Below are 19,374 nucleotides of genomic sequence, written 5' to 3' on the forward strand. Positions count from 1 at the left end.
ATTTTGCCGCCGTGTCACAGTCTTGAAATATTTAACAATTACACTCGCGGCTTGCCATGTTGGCCGGCTAAGCATGTGGGATGAATGACACAGGTGCTAGCGCCCTGGATCATACGGATCGGTAGCAGTTTTTTTCACCGTTATTGTCTGGATATAAATAGTTGTGATGTGTGGAGCGGCGTTTTGTGATGGTCTTGTCAGGACCGCAGCCAGTCCCGCCGGCGTAACAGTTGCAGCATCGTAAAGAGGAGATCTTGTGTTTGTGTTGCTGTGCGGCGCAGCCGGACGGTGGGCAATCCAGGATGTTCAAAAATAATAGTCTTTTCTGGGGTTAAAGATGATCAATCACAAGCGACTTCGGCTAACGCAAATCGCGTTCAGCCTGTCTATTGCACTGGCGGCGGCACCATCGTTCGCACAGAACACTACGTCTTCCATCGGCGGCCGTATCTCGGCCACCGACGGCAAGCCGGCAGCTGGTGCCACCGTTACCATCGTGCATACCGAATCGGGTTCCGTCAGCAATGTGACGACCGATGCGGAAGGCCGCTACGTCGCCCGCGGCTTGCGCGCCGGCGGTCCATACACCATCACCATCACCAAGAATGGTGAAGTGGAAAAACGCGAAGGCGTGTACGTGCAGCTGGCGGAAACGGCCAATGTAGACGCCACCCTGGGCGCCCAGATGCAAACCGTAAACGTCACGGGCACGGGCGCACGCGCACAGATTTTTAACCGCAGCAACATGGGTGCGGGCACCAACATTGGCGCGAACGAATTGGCCATGCAGGCGTCGATCCAGCGCAATCTGCAAGATTACGCCCGTTCCGATCCGCGTGTTTCTCAAACGGACAAAGAGCGCGGCGAATTGTCCGTTGCCGGTCAAAACTCGCGCTACAACTCGATGACCATCGATGGCGTGGCCGTGAACGATACGTTCGGCCTGGAATCGAACGGCAGCCCGACGGCCAAGCAGCCGATCTCGATCGATGCGATCCAGTCGGTGCAAGTGAACGTCGCCAATTACGACGTGACGCAAAAAGGCTATACGGGCGCCAATATCAATGCCGTGACCAAGTCCGGTACCAATGATATCAAGGGCAGCGTCTACTACGTGTTCCGTAATGACAGCATGGCCGGTGACCGTTACGACAACGTCAAAGACAGCTATTACGCGCCAGCGCCGTTCCGCGAAACGACCAAGGGTGTTTCCGTCGGCGGCCCGCTGATCAAGGACAAGCTGTTCTTCTTTGCCAACAAGGAAAAGCTGGAAAGCACTCGCACTGCGCCAAACTTTGGTCCCATTGGCAGCTCGATGACGAACGTCGGTATTACCGAGTCCGCTATTGCCGCTTTACAGACGATTGCCAAGGATAAGTACAACTTGCCAGTCGGTACCACGGCCGTCCCCGCAGGCACGAAGTTGACGGTAGATGATGTCTTGCTGAAACTGGACTGGAACATCAACGACAACCATCGCGCGATGGTTCGCTACTCCAAAACCGATCAATCCGAGCCGATGTTTACCGGTGTATCGGATAGCGGCATCGCCTTGAACTCGGCCTGGCGCTCGCAGGAAAAGTCGATCGAAACCATCGTCGGCCAGTGGTTTGCCGACTGGACGCCAAATTTCTCGACGGAATTCAAAGTATCGTCGCGCGACTATGAAAGTCTGCCGAAGAACAATTCCACCCTGCCAACCATGTCCCTCAAGTTTACGGGGGATGTGCCGGCAGGATCGCCTGCAGGCGTGTCGACCAAAGACCGCTACCTGAACTTTGGTACCGACCAGTCGTACCAGTTCAACGTCTTGCGCACCAAGACCAAGGATGCCTACCTGGGCGCCAACTGGGCCTTGGGCGATCATGAAGTCAAGTTCGGCACCGACTTCAGCAAGAACGATGTCTACAATGCGTTCCTGCAGAACATCAACGGCAACTACACCTTCGGCTGTATCAATAATGTCGGATACTCGTTTGTCAAACCGAACCCTGACGGCAGCACTACTTTCAACTGCAACAGCTCGGCCGCTCTTCAGGAACAAGCCGTACTGGAAAATTTCCGTACCGGACGCCCGAGCTCTTACCAGGTGCAAGTACCGTTGCCAGGTGGCTCGCTGGAAAACGCCATTGCTGATTTCAGCCTGAAAAACTATGGCTTCTTCGCTCAGGACGTATGGACCGTCAACAAACAGTTGACCGTGCAGTATGGCGTGCGTGTCGACAAGGCCGGCATCAGCGACCGTCCGCTGTATAACGCTGCTGCGGCTGCACCTATGGTGGCTGCCAACGCGCAGACGGGCAAGGCACAAAGCGGTGGTTTTGGCCTGAACAATACGCAAACCATCGATGGTCAGACACTGTGGCAGCCACGTGTGGGCTTCAACTACAAGTTTGACAGCGCCCGTCCTACCCAGTTGCGCGGTGGCGTCGGCCTGTTCCAGGGCGCGGCAGCCACGGTCTGGATGTCGAACCCGTTCGCCAATCCTGGCGTGGCAACCCGTATCGTCGGTTGCGGCACCAGCGGCTTCAAGGCTTGCCCATCGGTAGGTGGCTTGTTCAATCCTGATCCGAACACCCAGCCGACGAACTTCCCTGATGCCGCCCCTGCAGCCAACGTCGACTTCCTGTCGCCTAACCTGCGCCAGCCATCGATCTGGAAGGGCAACCTGGCATTCGAACATGAGCTGCCATGGATGGGCCTGGTTTTCGGCGCGGAATACCTGCGCACGCAAAACAAGGATGCCATTTACTATGAGCATCTGAACCTGGGCGCGGCGACGCGTACCGGTACCGATGGCCGTGCGTTGTACTATTCGAACACTGCCTACAATACGAACTGCTGGACTTCCACCGGTGGCTTGTCGTCGACCAATGCGGGTTGCGCGGGTTCCTTCGCCAAGGCACTCAAGAACCCTGCGTTCAACAACGTCATGGTTGCGCAGAAAACGGACAAGGGCGCGGGTAATCTGGTGACGCTGTCGGTCAGCCAGCCGATGACCAAGGGCTTTGGCTGGTCGGTTGCCTACACCTATACGGATGCAACGGAAGTGTCGCCGCTGACCTCGTCGGTATCGACATCGAACTTCAACGCCCGTTCGATCTTCAATCCGAATGAAAACGTCGCCGCCAATTCCGGCTACCTGGTGAAAGACCGCTTCAATGCTGTGTTGAACTTCCAGAAACGCTTCTTCGACAACTACAAGACCAGCTTCGGCCTGTTCTATGAAGGCCGCAAGGGCAAACCATACAGCTGGACCTACAGCAATGACTTGAACGGTGACGGCGTCAGCGGCAATGACTTGATGTATATCCCATCGAAACCAGGTTCGGGCGAAGTGGTATTCCGTGGCGATACGGCAACCAACCATGCCAACGAAGATCGTTTCTGGGCATTTGTGAACGCAAACGGCGACCTGCGCAGTTCGAAAGGCGGCGTGGTGAAGCGTAACGACAGCTTCTCGCCTTGGACCAACAGCTTCGATATGCGTGTCAGCCAGGAAGTCCCAGGCTTCTTCAAAGGCAACAAAGGCGTTTTCACGATGGACTTCTTCAACGTGGGCAACATGATCAACCGCAAGTGGGGCCGTATCAATGAAATGGCTTTCCGCTCGGCTGGCGGTCAAACGCGTAACTTTGTTGATTTTGCCGGTCTCGATGCTCAAGGTCGCTACATCTATCAAGTGCGTGACAAGGTAGAAGACTACACCGTGCGTCAACAAAAGGGTGAGTCCCAATGGGCGATCCAGGCGACGGTCAAGTACGAGTTCTAATCTCGACGCTTGATTGACGTTCCGAACGGCTGGTGGCGACACCGGCCGTTTTTTCGTTTATGTTGTGCTTTCTGGTAATACTCTGATGGGCTTGCGGCGCACGGCGTCCCCCCGGATGAGACGGCTTTTTTGAATACTGATAACCATGTGGGGACCATGAAACATCATCCGACACCACTGGCCGCCGCGGCGGCCCTGACTGTGCTGCTGGCCGCCTGTGCCACGCCTCCCGCGCCTAGCGCGACGCCCATCGATATCAACCTGGTCGCCCTGAACGACTTCCACGGCAACCTCGACCGCAGCAAATTCACCTACACGAGCGCCGCCGATGCCGGGAGCAAGACGGTGCAGGCGGGCGGCATCGATACCTTGTCCGGCGCATTGACAGCGTGGCGCCGCGAAGATGCGCAGCTGATTTTTGTCGGCAATGGCGACCTGGTCGGCGCCAGCCCCGCCATGTCGGCGCTGTGGGCGGACGAACCGAGCATCGTCGCCATGAACATGCTGGGCATGAAAGCCAGCTCCGTCGGCAACCATGAATTTGACCAGGGCAAGGCGGAATTGCTGCGCCAGCAGCGCGGCGGTTGCGAGTCATCGCGCGCCGACAAGGCCTGCAAGTTCACGCCCGACTTCAAGGGCGCCAGCTATACCTATATGGCGGCCAATGTCATCGACACGCAGACGGGCAAGTCCCTGCTGCCCGCCTACCGCATCGAAGAGGCGCATGGCGTCAAGGTGGGCCTGATCGGCGCCGTGCTGAAAGATACGCCGTCCGTGGTGACGGCCGCCGGCATTGCCGGCCTGCAGTTCGGCGATGAAGCGGACGCCATCAACGCCACCTTGCCGCAGTTGCGCGCGCAGGGCGTGGGCGTGTTCGTCGTGCTGCTGCACCAGGGCGGCGAGACGAAGGAAGCCGTCGACCAGCCCGACTGCAGCCACCTGAAGGGCGAAGTGGTCGACGTGGTCAAGCGCCTCGACCCGGCCATCCAGCTGGTCATCAGCGGCCATTCGCACCAGGGCTATCTGTGCCGCGTCGATGGCCGGCTGGTGACGCAGGCACAGATGGGCGGGCACATGCTGACGCGCATCAAACTCAAGGTCGATCCCGTCAAGAATGCCGTTGTTGATGCCAGCGCGCAAAACGTCGTCATGTTGCCAGGCATGTATGAGCCGGACCCTGCCGTGGCAGCCTACCTGGAATCGGTCAAGCAGCGCAGCGCAGCCGAATTGTCGCGTCCCGTGGCCGCCATCGCCGTGCCCAGCGTGGGCCGCAGCACCAAGGGCAGCGGCGCTTCCGCGCTGGGCGACCTGGTGGCCGACAGCACCCTGTTCGGCGCACGCGCTGCCGGTGCACAAATCGGCTTGATGAACAATGGCGGCATCCGCAAGGATTTGGAAGCGGGTGCCGGCCTGATGACGAATGTGGGTCAGAACCAGGCAGTTGTCCCGTTCGGCAATACCCTGATCGTCGTCAGTCTGTCCGGCGCGCAAATCCGTACCTTGCTCGAGCAGCAATGGCCGGGCGCCGAAGCGGAGGAGAACAATCTGCTGCAAGTGTCCGAAGGTTTTACTTATCGCTGGGACAGCACGCGGCCCCAGGGCCAGCGCGTGCTGCCGGGCAGCATCATGCTCAATGGCATTCCTCTGGAAGACAATCAACAATACCGTGTCGCCGCCAACAGTTTCCTCGCTGGCGGCGGCGACCGCTTCACCGTGCTGGCGGCCGGCACGCGCCGGCTCGACACGGGCGTGCGCGACATCGACGCCTTCAGCGATTACCTGATCGCCCGCGCGCGCGCCGGCAAACCGGCCGGCAGTGCCACGGCGGCGGGCCGCATCGTGCGCGTCAAATAATCTACAAGGAATAACCATGCGTCATTTATCTGTTTCCCTGCTCGTCACTACCCTGTTCGCGGGCACGGCCCACGCCGATTTCACGATACCCGGCTTTGAGCTGGTGCACACCTCGCCCGTGGAAACGAGCTTGACCAATCCCGACCTGCGCGAACCCGTCGCCGTGTGGCGCGAGCTGTTCGATTCGGCCAAGAAAGAGATCGTCATCGCCCAGTTCTATGCCGTCAGCAAACCGGGCACGGCCTTTGAAAAGGTGCTGGCCAGTTTGACGGCCGCCGGCCAGCGCGGCGTGAAGATCCGCTTCCTGCTGGACCAGAAGGGCGTGGGCCTGTCGGAAGCGGCGACCATCGCCCGCATCAAGGCGATTCCCAACCTGGACTTGCGCCTCATCGATTTCAATAAAATCACGGGCAACGGCATCGTGCACGCGAAATACCTGGCCGTCGATGGTGAAGTCGCGTACATCGGTAGCCAGAACTTCGACTGGCGCTCGTTCGAGCACATCCATGAAACGGGCTTGAAGATCACGGAACCCGCCATGGTGGGCCAGGTGCAGGCGATTTTTGAACAGGATTGGCAAGCCCAGGCGCTGACGTCGCAAGGCAGCCGCGCCACGGTGCTCAACAGCAAGGTCGTGCCGGCCAATTACGCGCAAAACGCTTTCCTGCTGGCCAGCCCGAACGCCTACAACCCGGCCGGCGTGGGCGACTCGGAAACGGGCTTGCCCGCCCTGCTGGCGGAAGCGAAAAACGAAGTGCGCATCCAGTTGCTCGACTATGCGCCGCTGTCGTATGGCCCGAACCGCACGCGGCCGTACTACGCCGTGATCGACAACGCCGTGCGCGCCGCCGCCCAGCGTGGCGTCAAAATCAAGCTGATGGTGTCCGCCTGGAATACGGAAGCGCCGGCCATCGCCTACCTGAAAAGCCTGGCCCTGGTGCCGAACGTGGAAATCCGCATCGTGACGATTCCCACGGCCTCGACGGGTTTCATCCCGTTTGCGCGCGTGATCCACAGCAAGACCATGAGCATCGATGGCAAGCTGGCCTGGGTCGGCACGAGCAACTGGGCGGGCGGCTATTTCGATTTGTCGCGCAACCTGGAAGTGGTGCTGCGTAACGATGCCATGGCGCAGCGCATTGCCGCGCTGCATGAGCAGACGTGGAGCTCGGCGTATGCGCAACCGATCGACATCAACAAGCAGTATCCGAAGCCGGCCAAGGCCGCGCCGCAAGGCAAGGAATAATGGTGAACATGAAAAAATTACTCTGCGTGCTGGCGCTGGGTGCCGCTTTCGCTTCCGGCAATGTGCTGGCCTGGGGCAATGACGGCCACCGCGCCGTGGGTGCCATCGCCGATCAATTGCTCAAGGGCAGCGTGGCCCAGGCGCAGGTGGCCAGGTTGCTGTTGCCCGGCGAAAGCCTTGAAAAGATCGCCAACTGGCCCGACTGCGTGAAGGGCACGTATTGCGGCCCGCAATCGCCGGAGATGTTGAGCTATGTGGCGGCGAATCCCAAGCATGGCGAATATCACTACACGAACGTGCCTTTTCAACATGCGCATTACCACGACCATGGCGTGGGCACGGCCGATGACGATATCGTGCAGACGCTCAAGCGGGCGATCCTGGTGTTGCAGGGCAAGGCCGATGCGGCCAGCAATCCGCACGGCTTCAGCCAGCGCGAAGCCTTGATCCTGATCACGCACCTGGTGGGCGATATCCACCAGCCGCTACATGTAGGCAATGCATTTCTCGGCAAGGATGGCCAGTTCTTCGTGCCCGCCACGCAGGCGCAGATCGACGACGTCGCCGTTTTCAATGCGCGCGGCGGCAACGACTTGCTGCTCGACGATGCGAAGATGACGGCGCTGTCGGACGCCGTGATCCCCGCGCCGCTGCCGGCGGAAGCGGGCGATGCCAAGCCTGCCAGCAGTTATCCGAAGTCGCCCACCAGGCCCCTGCATTCCTACTGGGATACGACCGTGGTCGATTACGCCATGCGCCGTTTGAGCACGCGCACGCCGCAGCAGTTCGCGCGCACCGTGATCGCCACCGCGCCCGTAGTGAGCGCCAACAGCGGCGACCCCGCCACCTGGCCCTATCAGTGGGCCGATGCCGCGCTGGCGGCGTCCAAGATTGCTTTCACGGATGTGGTGGCCGGTCCCGCCACGCAGCAGACCAGCCGCAAGGGCGAGGTCTACAAGGTCTGGAGCTTGACGGTGCCGGACAATTATCCGGTACCGAGTTCTGCGCTGGCGAAGCAGCAGCTGACCGAGGCGGGCTATCGCCTGGCCGCCGTGCTGCAGGCGATTTGGCCACAGTAAAGATGTCATGTGAAAGCGGCCTGCGGGCCGCTTTTTTCATGCCAGGGTGATGGCGATTCCCATCTCGCGGAAGGGCGCGACGAGGGCGTCCTCCACGTCGCGGTGCACGATGATATCGTTGACCTGGCTCATGGGTGCGATTTGAAACGGCGAAGCCGTGTTGAACTTTTCCGGCGAGGCCAGCACGACGGTGCGGTTTGACGCCTCGCTCAAGGCACGCTTCACGCACGCTTCTTCATAGTCGCCCGTGGTGATGCCCGCTTGCGGATGCAGACTGGATACACCCATGAAATACAGGTCGGCGCGGATGCGGCCGATGGCTTCCACGGTGGCCGCGCCGACGCCCACGATCGAGTGCTTGTACAGGCGCCCGCCCAGCATCAGCACCTCGATGAACGGGTGATGCACCAGCTCGACGGCAACCGAGGGGCTGTGCGTGACGACGGTGGCGCGCAAATCGCGCGGCAGCTGGCGCGCCAGCTGCACGGCGGTCGTTCCGCCATCGAGAAACACCACTTGCCCCGTTTGTATCATGGCGCCCGCCGCGCGTCCGATGGCGGGCTTGGCTTCGGGCGAAATCTGTTCGCGGGCCGCAAACGGTGCCAGCGCGGGCGAACTTGGCAGCAAGGGGAGGGCGCCGCCGTGCACGCGTTCCAATAACCCTTCTTTCGCCAATTCGCGCAGGTCGCGCCGTATCGTGTCTTCCGACAAGCCCAGACTATCGCTGACGGCCTTGGCGACGATCTGCCCTTCGCGCTGGAGCAAGTCCAGCAGATATTGTTTGCGTTGATGTGTCAGCATGGTTTTTCTTGAGTGTTCTTGTATTTTCTTGATATTGCACGAGTTTGCATGATAAAGTCGGCGAAGGCAAGCACAAGGAGATGATATGCACGAAGATAATTCGAGACAGCAACGGGTCCGCATCCAGCAGGTGCAAACCCTGTCGCACGACTGGTATCTGCTGCAAAAAACCACGTTCGATTACCTGCGCCACGATGGCGAATGGCAGACGCAGACGCGGGAAACCTATGACCGCGGAGATGGCGCCACCATCCTGCTCTACAACAAGGCCAAACGCACGGTGATCCTGATCCGCCAGTTCCGCTTTCCCACGTATCGCGAGGGCCACGATGGTTTCCTGATTGAATCAGCGGCCGGCTTGCTGGAAGAGGCCAGCGCGGAACAGCGCATCCGCGCCGAGGTGGAAGAGGAAACCGGTTACCGGGTGGGGCAGGTGCACAAGGTCTTCGAAGCCTTCATGAGTCCCGGCTCCGTGACGGAACGCCTGCATTTCTTCGTCGCTGAATACGACCCCGCCAGCCGCATCGGCGACGGCGGCGGCCTGGCGCACGAGGGCGAAGACATCGAGGTGCTGGAACTGCCCTTGGCGCAAGCGCTGCAGATGGTGGCCGATGGCCGCATCTGCGACGGCAAGACCATCATGCTGCTGCAGCATGCGCAGCTGCATTTGATGCCAGGCAAACGGGGGCAGCAGATTCTCGTAGCCGGCCCTTACCGTTCGGGCACGGGCGACGACCCGGCCCTGATGGCGGCGAATGTGGCAGCCATGGAAGCCGTCTGCCTGCCGCTGTATGCCAAGGGCCACATGCCCGTGCTCGGTGAATGGCTGGCCTTGCCCATGCTGGCGCTGGCCGGTTCAACCCAGGTGGGCGATGCCGTGTATGAGGAACTGTTCCACGCGCATGCGACGCGTTTATTGAGCCATTGCGATGCCGTGCTGCGTATCGGCGGTGCGTCTGGCGGAGCGGACCAGATGGTGGCCGTGGCGCAGGATCTCGGTTTATCCGTGTATTTCTCGCTGGACGAGATTACCCAGGCGTAAAAAAAGCGAAGCCCAAAGGCTTCGCTTCTTGTCATTTTAGGGAGCGCCTGAAAAATGCCCAGGGCTAGGCGTCTTGCCGAAGGCAGTACGAATGTACGACGAGGCAAGGCAACGACGCCATGGGTATTTTCTCAGGTGCTCTTAACGCGATTTTACAAAGGGGATGCCGATGGCCTTCGGCGCGATGGATTTCGCCATCAAGCCCGCCAGCACGATCACGGTGACTACGTACGGCACCATCTGGATCAAGGAGCCGGGGATGCGGCCCACGACGGGCAAGTCCACGCCTTCAATCTGGATCTGGATGGCGGCGAAGAAGCCGAACATCAGGCAGCCGAGGAAGGTGTAGACGGGACGCCAGTTGCCGAACACCATGGCCGTCAGGGCCAGATAGCCGGCGCCGGCCGACATGTCGCGCAGGAAGAAGCCACTTTGTACGATGGCCAGATACGCGCCCGAGAACGAGCACAGGATGCCCGCCACCAGCATGGCCAGGTAGCGCGTCGCTTCCACGCTCACACCGGCCGAGTCGGCCGCATGCGGGTTTTCGCCGCAGGCGCGCAGGCGCAGGCCGAAGCGCGTGTGGTACAGCAGCCAGTGCACGAGCGGGATCAAGAGGAAGGCCACGTAGACGAGGATGGAATGGCCGCCGATCAGATGGGCATACACCCAGCCGATGAAGGGAATATGCTCCACGTACTGCGTGCCCGGCAAGACCACGTCGAACAGCCGCGCCGAACCGAGGTCGGGCGTGCGGCCGCCTTGCTGGAAGAAGAATTGCGCCAGCACGAAGGTCAGTCCGCTCATGGCGATGTTGATCGCCATGCCGGCCACCAGCTGGTTGCCCTTTTGCGTGATGCTGACGTACGCCTGCAGCAGGGCCAGGGCGACGCAGACGAGCATGCCTGCAGCCATGCCGTAATACGGGTTTTGCGTCGTGTAGGCGACGGCGGCGGAAGCGAAGGCGCTGGCCAGGATCTTGCCTTCCAGGCCGATGTCGATCATGCCGCTGCGTTCGGCAAACAGGCCGGCCATGGCGGCAAAGATCAGGACGGGCGCATTGCGCACGGTCGATACCAGGATGCTGGCGAATTGAAAGTCGTCGAGTGTCATGGTGTTAGCCTTTGGTGCGCTTGAGCAGGGCGGAAATGGCCGGTGCGTAGAAGTTTTCCATGGCGCCGCAGAACAGGATGATCAAGCCCTGGATGAAAATGAAAGTTTCAGTTGGGATATTCGGTTTTTCCAGCGACAGGTCGAAGCCACCCTGGATCAGCGCGCCGAACAGCACGGCCGACAAAAAGATGCCGACCGGATGCTGGCGGCCCATCAGGGCGATGGCGATGCCGATGAAGCCGGCGCCACCGACGAAATTGAGCGACAAATAGTGCGTCGAACCCATGATGGAATTGACGGAGCCGAGGCCCGCCAGCGCGCCCGAGATCAGCATGACGATGATGATCATCTTGCTGATCGACACGCCCGCATAGTGGGCCGCGTGCTTGTTGAGGCCCGTGGCGCGCAGCTTGAAGCCCCACGACGAACGCCAGACCATCACGCCGTAGATCACCAGCGCGGCGATCGCCAGGATAAAGCTGATGTTCAGCGGCGTGTCGCCCAGCGACGGGAACCAGGTGGAGAGGCGCGGCATTTCGCCGCTTTCCGCAAACACGCGGCTGGCCGTGTTCTGCTCGCCCGGCGGAATCAGGTACTTTACGATAATAAAATTCATCAGGCTGGCGGCGATGAAGTTGAACATGATGGTGGTCACCACAATGTGGCTGCCGCGCTTCGCTTGCAGATAGCCGGGCAAAAAGCCCCACAAGGCGCCGAACAGGGCCGCGCCGATCATGGCGGCAGGAATCAAGAGCCAGGCGGGCAGGGTCTGGTCGAAGGCCAGCATGGCCACCGTCAAGCCCAGGCCGCCGATATACATCTGGCCTTCGGAACCGATATTGAACAGCCCGGCCTGCATCGCCACGGAAACCGACAGGCCCGTGAAAATGAAGGTGCTGGCGTAGAACAGCGTGTAGCTCAAGCCTTCCGGATTGAGGATGGCGCTGTGGACGAGGATCGACAGCGATTCGGCCGGGTCTTCGCCCAGCATATAAATCACCAGGGCCGCGACCAGCAAGGCCGACAGCAGGTTTAACATGGGCATGACAAAGGCTGTCGCCCAGCGTGGCAAGTCGTTATTCATGATTTATGCATTCCCCCCATCAACAGACCGATGCGGGTGGTATCGAATTCTTCAATTTTCAGTTCGCCGGTGATGCGTCCGCCGCACATGACGAGAATGCGGTCGGCCAGCGCCCGCACTTCTTCCAGTTCGACTGACACCAGCAGGATCGCCACGCCCGCGTCGCGCAGGGCCAGCAATTGCGTATGGATGCTTTCGATGGTGCCGATGTCGACGCCGCGCGTGGGTTGCCCCACCAGCATCAGTTTCGGCTTGGCCAGCACTTCGCGTGCGATCACCACCTTTTGCTGGTTACCGCCGGACAGCAAGCCGATACGCAAGTCCGGATTGGCCGGGCGCACGTCAAACGTTTTCAGCAGTTCCGCGCAGCGGGCGCCGATGGCCTTGAAGTTGAACAGGCCCCAGCGGTTTTTCAGGTGGTCCTGGTAACCGAGGATGGTGTTTTGCATGACGGAAAAATTCTTCACCACGCCATCGCGCAAGCGGTCTTCCGGAATGTGGGCGATGCCCAGCTCGCGGAAGGCCAGCGGCAAGCCGTCGGCATCGTGGCGCTTGGCAAACGGCAAGTCCTTGTCGAGAAAACGCAGCTTGCCGGACGTCGGCAAGCGCATGCCCGACAGAATTTCCAGTAGCTCGCTCTGGCCATTGCCGGAAACGCCCGCGATGGCGACGATTTCGCCGGCGCGCAACTTGAAACCTATATCGGCCAGCAATTTGACTTGCTGCTCGTCGGCCAGTTGCAGATCAGCCACTTCCAGCACCGTGGCGCCCGGATTGTACGGTGCGCGGGGCAGGTGGCTCTGGATGGGGCGGCCCACCATCATGTTGGCCAGTTCCTCTTTCGAGGTGCCGGCCGTTGCCACGGCGCCCACCACCGTGCCGCCGCGCATGACGGTGACGTTGTCGGTGATTTCCAGGATCTCTTGCAGCTTGTGCGTGATCAGGATGATGGTCTTGCCTTGCTCCTTGAACAGGCGCAGGATTTCAAACAGCGAGGCCGTTTCCTGGGCCGTCAGCACGGCCGTCGGCTCGTCGAGGATCAGAATATTGGCGCTGCGGTAAATCTGCTTGAGGATTTCCACGCGCTGCTGCGCGCCGACGGACAAGTCTTCGATCTTCGCCAGCGGGTCGACGTCGAGGCGGTAGCGCGCGCAAATCTCGCGCAATTTCGCTTCCGCTTCCGTGCGGTGGCTGGCCAGGCGAAAACCGCCTTCCGTGCCCAGCATGATATTGTCGAGGACGGTGAAGTTTTCGACCAGCATGAAGTGCTGGTGCACCATGCCGATGCCGAGGTTGATCGCTTCCTGGCTATTGCGGATAGGCTGTACTTTACCGTCGAGCAAGATTTCTCCGCCGTCGGCACGGTAATACCCGTACAGGATGCTCATCAAGGTCGATTTGCCGGCGCCGTTCTCTCCCACCAGGCCGTGGATACTGCCCTTGGCGATGGAGAAGCTGACGTCGGCGTTCGCCTTCACATGTCCAAACTGCTTGGAAATGTTGCGAAATTCTACTGCTGGCTGCATAGGTTCATAACTGGATAGTTTCATGGAAACGCGCCGCGCGGAGACAGGCCCCGGCGGCGCGCTAAAAGATACGGAGAAAAATTAAACCGGGCAGCTGCTGCCGACGCGGTAATCGATCACTTTGATCTTGCCATCGATAATGTCCTTACGCGCACCCAACACGCGTTTTTCGATTTCCGGCGTAATCAGCTTGCGGTTATTCTCATCGAGTGCCCAATCCACGCCGCCCTCTTTCAAGCCTTTATAGCTGACGCCGCCCTTCCAGGTGCCGTTCTTGACTTGCATGAAGCTGTCGTAGACCGTGTTGTCGACGCGCTTGACCATCGAGGTCAGGATGCTGCCTGGATACAAATGGTTCTGGTTCGAATCGACGCCGATCGCCAGCTTGCCTTTTTCCTTGGCCATTTGCAGGGTGCCCATGCCGCTGCCGCCGGCGACGGCGAACACGACATCGACGCCGCGCTCGAATTGCGAGCGGGCCAGTTCGCCGCCCTTGGCCGGGTCATTCCAGGCGCCGGACGTGGTGCCGACCATGTTTTGCGTGATTTCCGTCTTCGGATTGACTGCCTTGACGCCTTGCGCGTAGCCGCAGGCGAAGTTGCGGATCAGGGGAATATCGATGCCGCCGATGAAGCCTACTTTTTTGCTTTTGCTGGCCATGGCTGCAGCCACACCGACCAGGTAGGAGCCTTCTTCTTCCTTGAAGACGACGGAGTTGACGTTGCTGCCGGCGGCCTGGCCGTCGATCAGCACGAATTTTACGTTCGGAAATTCCTTGGCGACCTTTTGCACGGCTTGCGTTTGCGCAAAGCCGATGGCGGCGATCATGTCGAGTTTCTTGCGGGCCAAGCCACGCATGACTTGCTCGGCTTGCGTATCGCTCGATGCCTGGACTTCGATGAAGGAAATGCCCGTGTCTTTTTTGAAGCGCGAGGCGCCTTCGAAAGCGGATTGGTTGAACGACTTGTCGAACTTGCCGCCCGCGTCATACACGACACCCAGTTTTGGGGTAGCCGCGGACGCTTGAGCAGTCAGAAATACGGCTGCGATCGTCAAACTAAATTGTGTAAGTTTCATGAATTGGCTCCTGGAAGATCGATATTGTATATTTTTTATAGGTGAAACATATAATTTGGGGCCGATTTAGCCTGTTTTTGATGCACGAGGTGATAATTCCTTATCAACATTGCACTGTATCGCACAAGATCATTGCTGACCTCGCGTGCTTTCATGTCGACAGTGTGATGCTCATGCAACAGTCGCGCCCCGTCTCTTTTATAGGTACAACATCGAATGGGGCTGCCGGAGCGGGCTGGGATGCGCCGTCAGTGGACGGGCAGGGCAGACACGGAACCGGCGCCGCGATGGGCGTCCGAATCACTATGCATCATGCCAGATATGTATGACAAATACGTTTTTGTTTAGCTATTTATATGATTGCCATATAAATTGGAATGCAAACCCAAAACGAAGGGCTGGGGTCGGACGGGGACGCCGAGTCCCTGAGGGTCCGACCCCGGTCTTGCTGCTTTTCGGGTTGGCGTTGCTTGCTGACGCTTGAGGCTTTGCCTCAATTAGCTGGGGGATTGATGATATTCAGGAAAGCCCGCACGACGGGAGCGTCGTCGAGCGTCGTGTAGCTGATATACAAGTTGGCCGACGGCGGATTGGTCTTGATCGGCAGAAATACCACGCCGGGCCAGCCGATGCGGCTCGTCGTTTCCGGCACCAGGGTCACGCCCAGGCCCGCGCCCACCATGGCCAGCAGGGTCTGCGGTTCGCTTGCTTCCTGGAAGATCATGGGTTCGAAACCGGCATTGATACAGCATTGCACCAGGTAGCGGGGAAACGCGGACTTGTCGAGGTTGAGGGTCAGCATCGGCTCGTGGGCGATGTCGATCAGCTCGATGGCCGTGTTTTTCGCCAGCGGATGGTGTTCATTGACGGCCACGCAGACGTTTTCGCGGAAGCACAGTTCCTGGCGCAGATTGTCGTGGCGCAAGTCGTCGTCGTTGAGCTTGGGTTCGCGCCAGAAACCCACGTCGATCTGTTTGGCGCGCAAGGCTTCGTATTGCACCGTGGGACCGAATTCATGAATGGTCCAGGTGACGCGGGGAAATTTGGTCTGGAATTCTTCCAGCAGGCTGGGGATGGGGCCCCACATGGCCGAGCCGACGATGCCAACGCGCAAGCGGCCCACTTCGCCGCGGTCGATCTGGCGGATGGTATCGATGGTCATGCGCATCTTGGCCAGCAGCTCGGCCGCCTCGTTCATCAACGCCTTGCCCGCCACGGTCAGCTCGAAGGTGCGCGTGGTGCGCGCAAACAGGCGCACGCCCAGTTCGCTTTCCAGTTTCATGATCTGCTGGCTCAGGGGCGGCTGCGAGATATGCAGGCGCTCGGCGGCGCGGCTGAAGCTTTTCTCCTCGGCAACGGCAAGAAAATACTTTAACTGTTTCAGATCGATGGACATGCTTTCCTTGGCGTTGCGTGGTGCCTGGCGATGGAACGGCGCGCGGACCGGTAACGGCGCGCGCGCTTTCTTTACAGCAGTCCTATTATCGTGCCACGACCGCCTGCATGGCAATGGCCAGCGCGGTGCCGACTTGGGCATTGTGTTTGACCAGCGCGATATTCGTCGCCAGGCTGCGGCCATCCGTCAGCTGCTTGATGCGCGACAACAGGAATGGCGTGACTTGCTTGCCCTTCACGCCGCCCGCGTCCGCTTCCTGCAAGGCTTGCGTGGTGATCGCATCGATTTCTTCCTTCGGCATCGCTTGCGCGGCCGGCACGGGGTTGCTGACGATCACGCCGCCTTTCAAGCCCAGCTGCCACTTGGTGCCGATGAAGGCGGCCTGTTCCTCAGCCGTGTCGAGGCGGAAATCGGCCTTGAAGCCGCTTTCGCGCGTGAAGAAGGCGGGGAATCCTTCCTGGCCCACGCTGATGACGGGAACGCCGTGGGTTTCCAGGTATTCCAGGGTCAGGCCGATGTCGAGGATGGATTTGACGCCCGCGCAGACGACGGCCACGGACGTGTGCGCCAATTCCTGCAAGTCGGCGGAAATGTCGAAGCTCGTTTCCGCGCCGCGGTGCACGCCGCCGATGCCGCCCGTGACGAACACGGCAATACCGGCCAGTTCCGCGCAGATCATGGTGGCGGCCACGGTGGTGGCGCCCAGTTTGCCCTGCGACAGGACGAACGGCAGGTCGCGGCGGCTGACCTTCATGGCGTCGGGCGAGGTGCCCAGCAATTCCAGCTGCTCGGGCGACAGGCCCACACAGATCTTGTCGCCGATGATGGCGATGGTGGCCGGCACGGCGCCGCCGTCACGGATGATCTGCTCCACTTCGCGCGCCATTTCCACGTTTTGCGGATACGGCATGCCGTGCGAAATGATGGTCGATTCCAGCGCCACGATGGCCTTGCCGGCGGCGCGCGCATCGAGCACTTCTTGCGAGAACGAGAGGAAATTATTCAGTTGCGTCATATGTCAATCCTGTTGAAAGAGGGTAGGGGGAGGCGGCGCCAGGTCGGCGTCGTCGATGTCGTCGAGGGCGCCGGCCGAAATCCGGGGCGAGACGGTGGCAGCCGATTCCAGGGTCATGGCCGCCAGCTTCAGGCCGCGCCGGCAAGCCAGTTTCAAGTCGCTGATGTCGTGGTACAGCGACCAGCAGACGGCGGCGGAAAACGCGTCGCCTGCGCCCGTCACGTCGACGGCGTCCACTTCGCGCGCGGCCAGGTGCACGATGGGCGCGTCCAGGCTGTCGCCGTCCGTGAAATACACGCCTTCGCCGCCGCAGGTGACGATCACCTGGCGCGCCCCCTGGCGCTGTACTTCGCGGCAGGCGGCGCGCATCTCGAACGCCGTCGGCAAGGCGCGCGCCACGCGCGTTTCCAGCTCGCCCCGGTTCAGGATCAGCAGGTGCAAGCCCGTCAGGTCTAGCGGCAGGTGCGCCATCTTCGGCTGCGAGACGGCGACGATGACCAGCGGCGTCGCGCGGGCAGCATCCTGGCGCGCATCAGCCAGCAGCGCCTGCACGCTGTCGTGGCCCAGGTTCAGGTCGCAGACGGTGAGGGCGGCGGCGGCGCGCTGCGGCTGGCGGCTGTGCAAAAAGGCCGGTGTCAGCTGTTCGTACAGCTGCATGTTGGCCATCGCCAGCAGCATTTCGCCATGTTCGTCGAGCACGGCCGTGTAAGTGCCGCTGCTGGTGTTGCTTAAATGCAGGCTGCCGCGCATGTCGATGCCCGCGTCTTCCGCGTGCGTCTGCAGCGCATGGCCGGCCGCGTCGTCGCCCAGCGCCGTCAGCAGGGCGACGGGAATCGACAATCGGGCCAGGTTTTCCGCGATGTTGCGGCCCACGCCGCCAAACACTTCTTCCGAGCGCACGGGATTCGAGGTGCCCATCTGCAGTGTCGCCAGCGTGCGCATCTTGCGGTCGAGGTTGGCGGCGCCTATGCACAGCACGGGACGGCTGTCGGGCAGCACGTAGGCGCGTCCCAGCAGGCGTCGCTCGCGGATGAGTCCGGCGATGTGGCCGGCGACGGCCGAGCGCGACAAGCCCAGCTCGCTCGCCAGGTCTTGCTGCGAGATGAAGGGGTTGTTGCGGATCAGCGCATATAGCTGGTCTTTTTTATTGGTATCGGTCACAAGGTTTCACTGAAAGGATAAACATTTGTCCGAAACTTTAAACATTTGTCTGATTGGTGTCAAGCTCGCATAAAAAACCTTCGTATGGAGCTTGTATGCATGCATTTCCCGGGCATGGCGGGCCTGGGCTAGCCTCGACTATAATATCGGCCATTTATATTTGAATTGTATAAATGGGCAAGAAAAATGGTATTTGCCATACATATTCCGTTTGATGCATAGTGGCGGCAAATAGTGGCAATACGCATTTCGATATACCAGTAACACCTACATAACCGATACCTGGGCGGAAGTTCTTCACCGGGCACGGCCGCGCAGGCAGCAACCCATCATCATTAGTCAATCAGAGGATAACCATGTCGAACAACACCCCTTTCCACGCCGCCGAAATCATCCGTGCCCGCGCCCCAGAAAATTTCAAGCCGCGCGTGGCGATGATCCTCGGCTCCGGCCTGGGCGTGTTGGCCGAGCAAATGACGGACGCCGTCAGCATCAGCTTTGACGAATTGCCGGGTTTCCCGATCAGCACCGTGCACGGCCATGCCGGCGAACTGGTGGTCGGCACCTTGTCGGGCGTCGCCGTCGTCTGCATGAAGGGCCGTGGCCATTTCTATGAAGGCTATGGCATGGGCGTGATGACGAGCGCCATCCGCACCTTGAAACTGCTGGGCTGCGAAATGCTGTTCGTTACCAACGCCGCCGGTTCCCTGCGCCCTGAAGTGGACGCCGGCAGTCTGGTCGCCATCAGCGACCATATCAACCTGTTGCCAGGCACGCCGATGGTCGGCCCGAACGACGACCGCTTCGGCCCGCGCTTCTTCAGCATGGCCAACGCCTACGATGCGGACCTGCGCAAGCTGGTCAAGGACACGGCAGCCGCCAGCGGCATCACCCTGCATGAAGGCGTGTTCGTCGCCTACCCTGGCCCGAACTTCGAGACGGCCGCCGAAATCCGCATGATGGCGCGCCTGGGCGCCGACACGGTCGGCATGTCCGTGGTGCCGGAAGTGGTCTCGGCCCGCCATTGCGACCTGAAAGTGGTGGGCGTGTCCGTCATCACCAACCTGGCCGAAGGCATGTCGCCATTCGCCCTGTCGCACGAACAAACCCTGAAATACGCGGCCATCGGCGCGAAAGACCTGGTCAAGCTGATTCTGGCCTTCCTGGCGACCGTATCGGCTACGCCGCAAGCCTAAGCACTTTTTACG

13 protein-coding genes and 1 pseudogene are annotated in these 19,374 nt (G+C 60.4%); 6 read left to right on the top strand and 8 right to left on the bottom strand.

What is annotated here, in order from left to right:
- The first annotated feature begins 337 nt into the window (after positions 1–337).
- The 4 genes from D9M09_RS02900 to D9M09_RS02915 all read left to right on the top strand — a co-directional run bounded on the left by D9M09_RS02900 (position 338) and on the right by D9M09_RS02915 (position 7,951).
- A complete protein-coding gene (locus tag D9M09_RS02900) occupies positions 338–3,772 on the top strand; it encodes a TonB-dependent receptor (RefSeq protein ID WP_121668532.1) in 3,435 nt (1,144 codons plus the stop codon).
- Between the two features lie 156 nt (positions 3,773–3,928).
- A complete protein-coding gene (locus tag D9M09_RS02905) occupies positions 3,929–5,626 on the top strand; it encodes a bifunctional metallophosphatase/5'-nucleotidase (protein ID WP_240453536.1) in 1,698 nt (565 codons plus the stop codon).
- Between the two features lie 16 nt (positions 5,627–5,642).
- Positions 5,643–6,872, top strand: a complete 1,230-nt coding sequence (locus D9M09_RS02910) for a phospholipase D-like domain-containing protein (protein ID WP_070291088.1) — start codon at positions 5,643–5,645, stop codon at positions 6,870–6,872.
- Between the two features lie 8 nt (positions 6,873–6,880).
- Entirely contained in the window at positions 6,881–7,951 is a 1,071-nt protein-coding gene (locus tag D9M09_RS02915; protein ID WP_121670946.1) for a S1/P1 nuclease, read from the top strand.
- A gap of 36 nt (positions 7,952–7,987) precedes the next feature.
- Here the strand turns inward: D9M09_RS02915 and D9M09_RS02920 are convergent, their stop codons facing one another.
- Entirely contained in the window at positions 7,988–8,752 is a 765-nt protein-coding gene (locus D9M09_RS02920) for a DeoR/GlpR family DNA-binding transcription regulator (protein WP_121668533.1), read from the bottom strand.
- A gap of 85 nt (positions 8,753–8,837) precedes the next feature.
- On the opposite strand from D9M09_RS02920, the pseudogene D9M09_RS29550 reads away from it, so the two are divergent.
- A pseudogene (locus D9M09_RS29550) lies at positions 8,838–9,422 on the top strand (NUDIX domain-containing protein); the annotation flags it as partial.
- Positions 9,423–9,935: 513 nt separating this feature from the next.
- Here the strand turns inward: D9M09_RS29550 and D9M09_RS02930 are convergent.
- The 7 genes from D9M09_RS02930 to D9M09_RS02960 form a co-directional block, all read right to left on the bottom strand.
- A complete protein-coding gene (locus D9M09_RS02930; protein WP_034754516.1) occupies positions 9,936–10,907 on the bottom strand; it encodes an ABC transporter permease in 972 nt (323 codons plus the stop codon).
- A gap of 4 nt (positions 10,908–10,911) precedes the next feature.
- Positions 10,912–11,991: an ABC transporter permease gene (locus D9M09_RS02935; RefSeq protein ID WP_034754518.1), complete on the bottom strand. Its 1,080-nt coding sequence runs from the start codon at positions 11,989–11,991 to the stop codon at positions 10,912–10,914.
- Positions 11,988–13,517, bottom strand: coding sequence for an ABC transporter ATP-binding protein (locus D9M09_RS02940; protein ID WP_121668535.1), 1,530 nt, complete (start codon positions 13,515–13,517; stop codon positions 11,988–11,990). Before D9M09_RS02940 ends, D9M09_RS02935 begins: the two co-directional genes overlap by 4 nt.
- Before the next feature lie 81 nt (positions 13,518–13,598).
- Entirely contained in the window at positions 13,599–14,594 is a 996-nt protein-coding gene (locus D9M09_RS02945) for a BMP family lipoprotein (RefSeq protein ID WP_070219322.1), read from the bottom strand.
- A gap of 493 nt (positions 14,595–15,087) precedes the next feature.
- A complete protein-coding gene (locus tag D9M09_RS02950; protein ID WP_121668536.1) occupies positions 15,088–15,990 on the bottom strand; it encodes a LysR family transcriptional regulator in 903 nt (300 codons plus the stop codon).
- An 85-nt stretch (positions 15,991–16,075) separates the two neighbouring features.
- Positions 16,076–17,005, bottom strand: a complete 930-nt coding sequence (locus tag D9M09_RS02955) for a pseudouridine-5'-phosphate glycosidase (protein ID WP_430886683.1) — start codon at positions 17,003–17,005, stop codon at positions 16,076–16,078.
- A gap of 3 nt (positions 17,006–17,008) precedes the next feature.
- A complete protein-coding gene (locus D9M09_RS02960) occupies positions 17,009–18,166 on the bottom strand; it encodes a carbohydrate kinase (RefSeq protein WP_070291091.1) in 1,158 nt (385 codons plus the stop codon).
- 356 nt (positions 18,167–18,522) lie between these two features.
- Here D9M09_RS02960 and xapA point away from each other — a divergent pair, with 356 nt between their 5' ends.
- Positions 18,523–19,362, top strand: a complete 840-nt coding sequence (gene xapA, locus D9M09_RS02965; RefSeq protein ID WP_070291092.1) for a xanthosine phosphorylase — start codon at positions 18,523–18,525, stop codon at positions 19,360–19,362.
- The last annotated feature ends 12 nt before the right edge of the window (positions 19,363–19,374 follow it).

This window comes from Janthinobacterium agaricidamnosum (assembly GCF_003667705.1).
GTDB lineage: Bacteria > Pseudomonadota > Gammaproteobacteria > Burkholderiales > Burkholderiaceae_D > Janthinobacterium.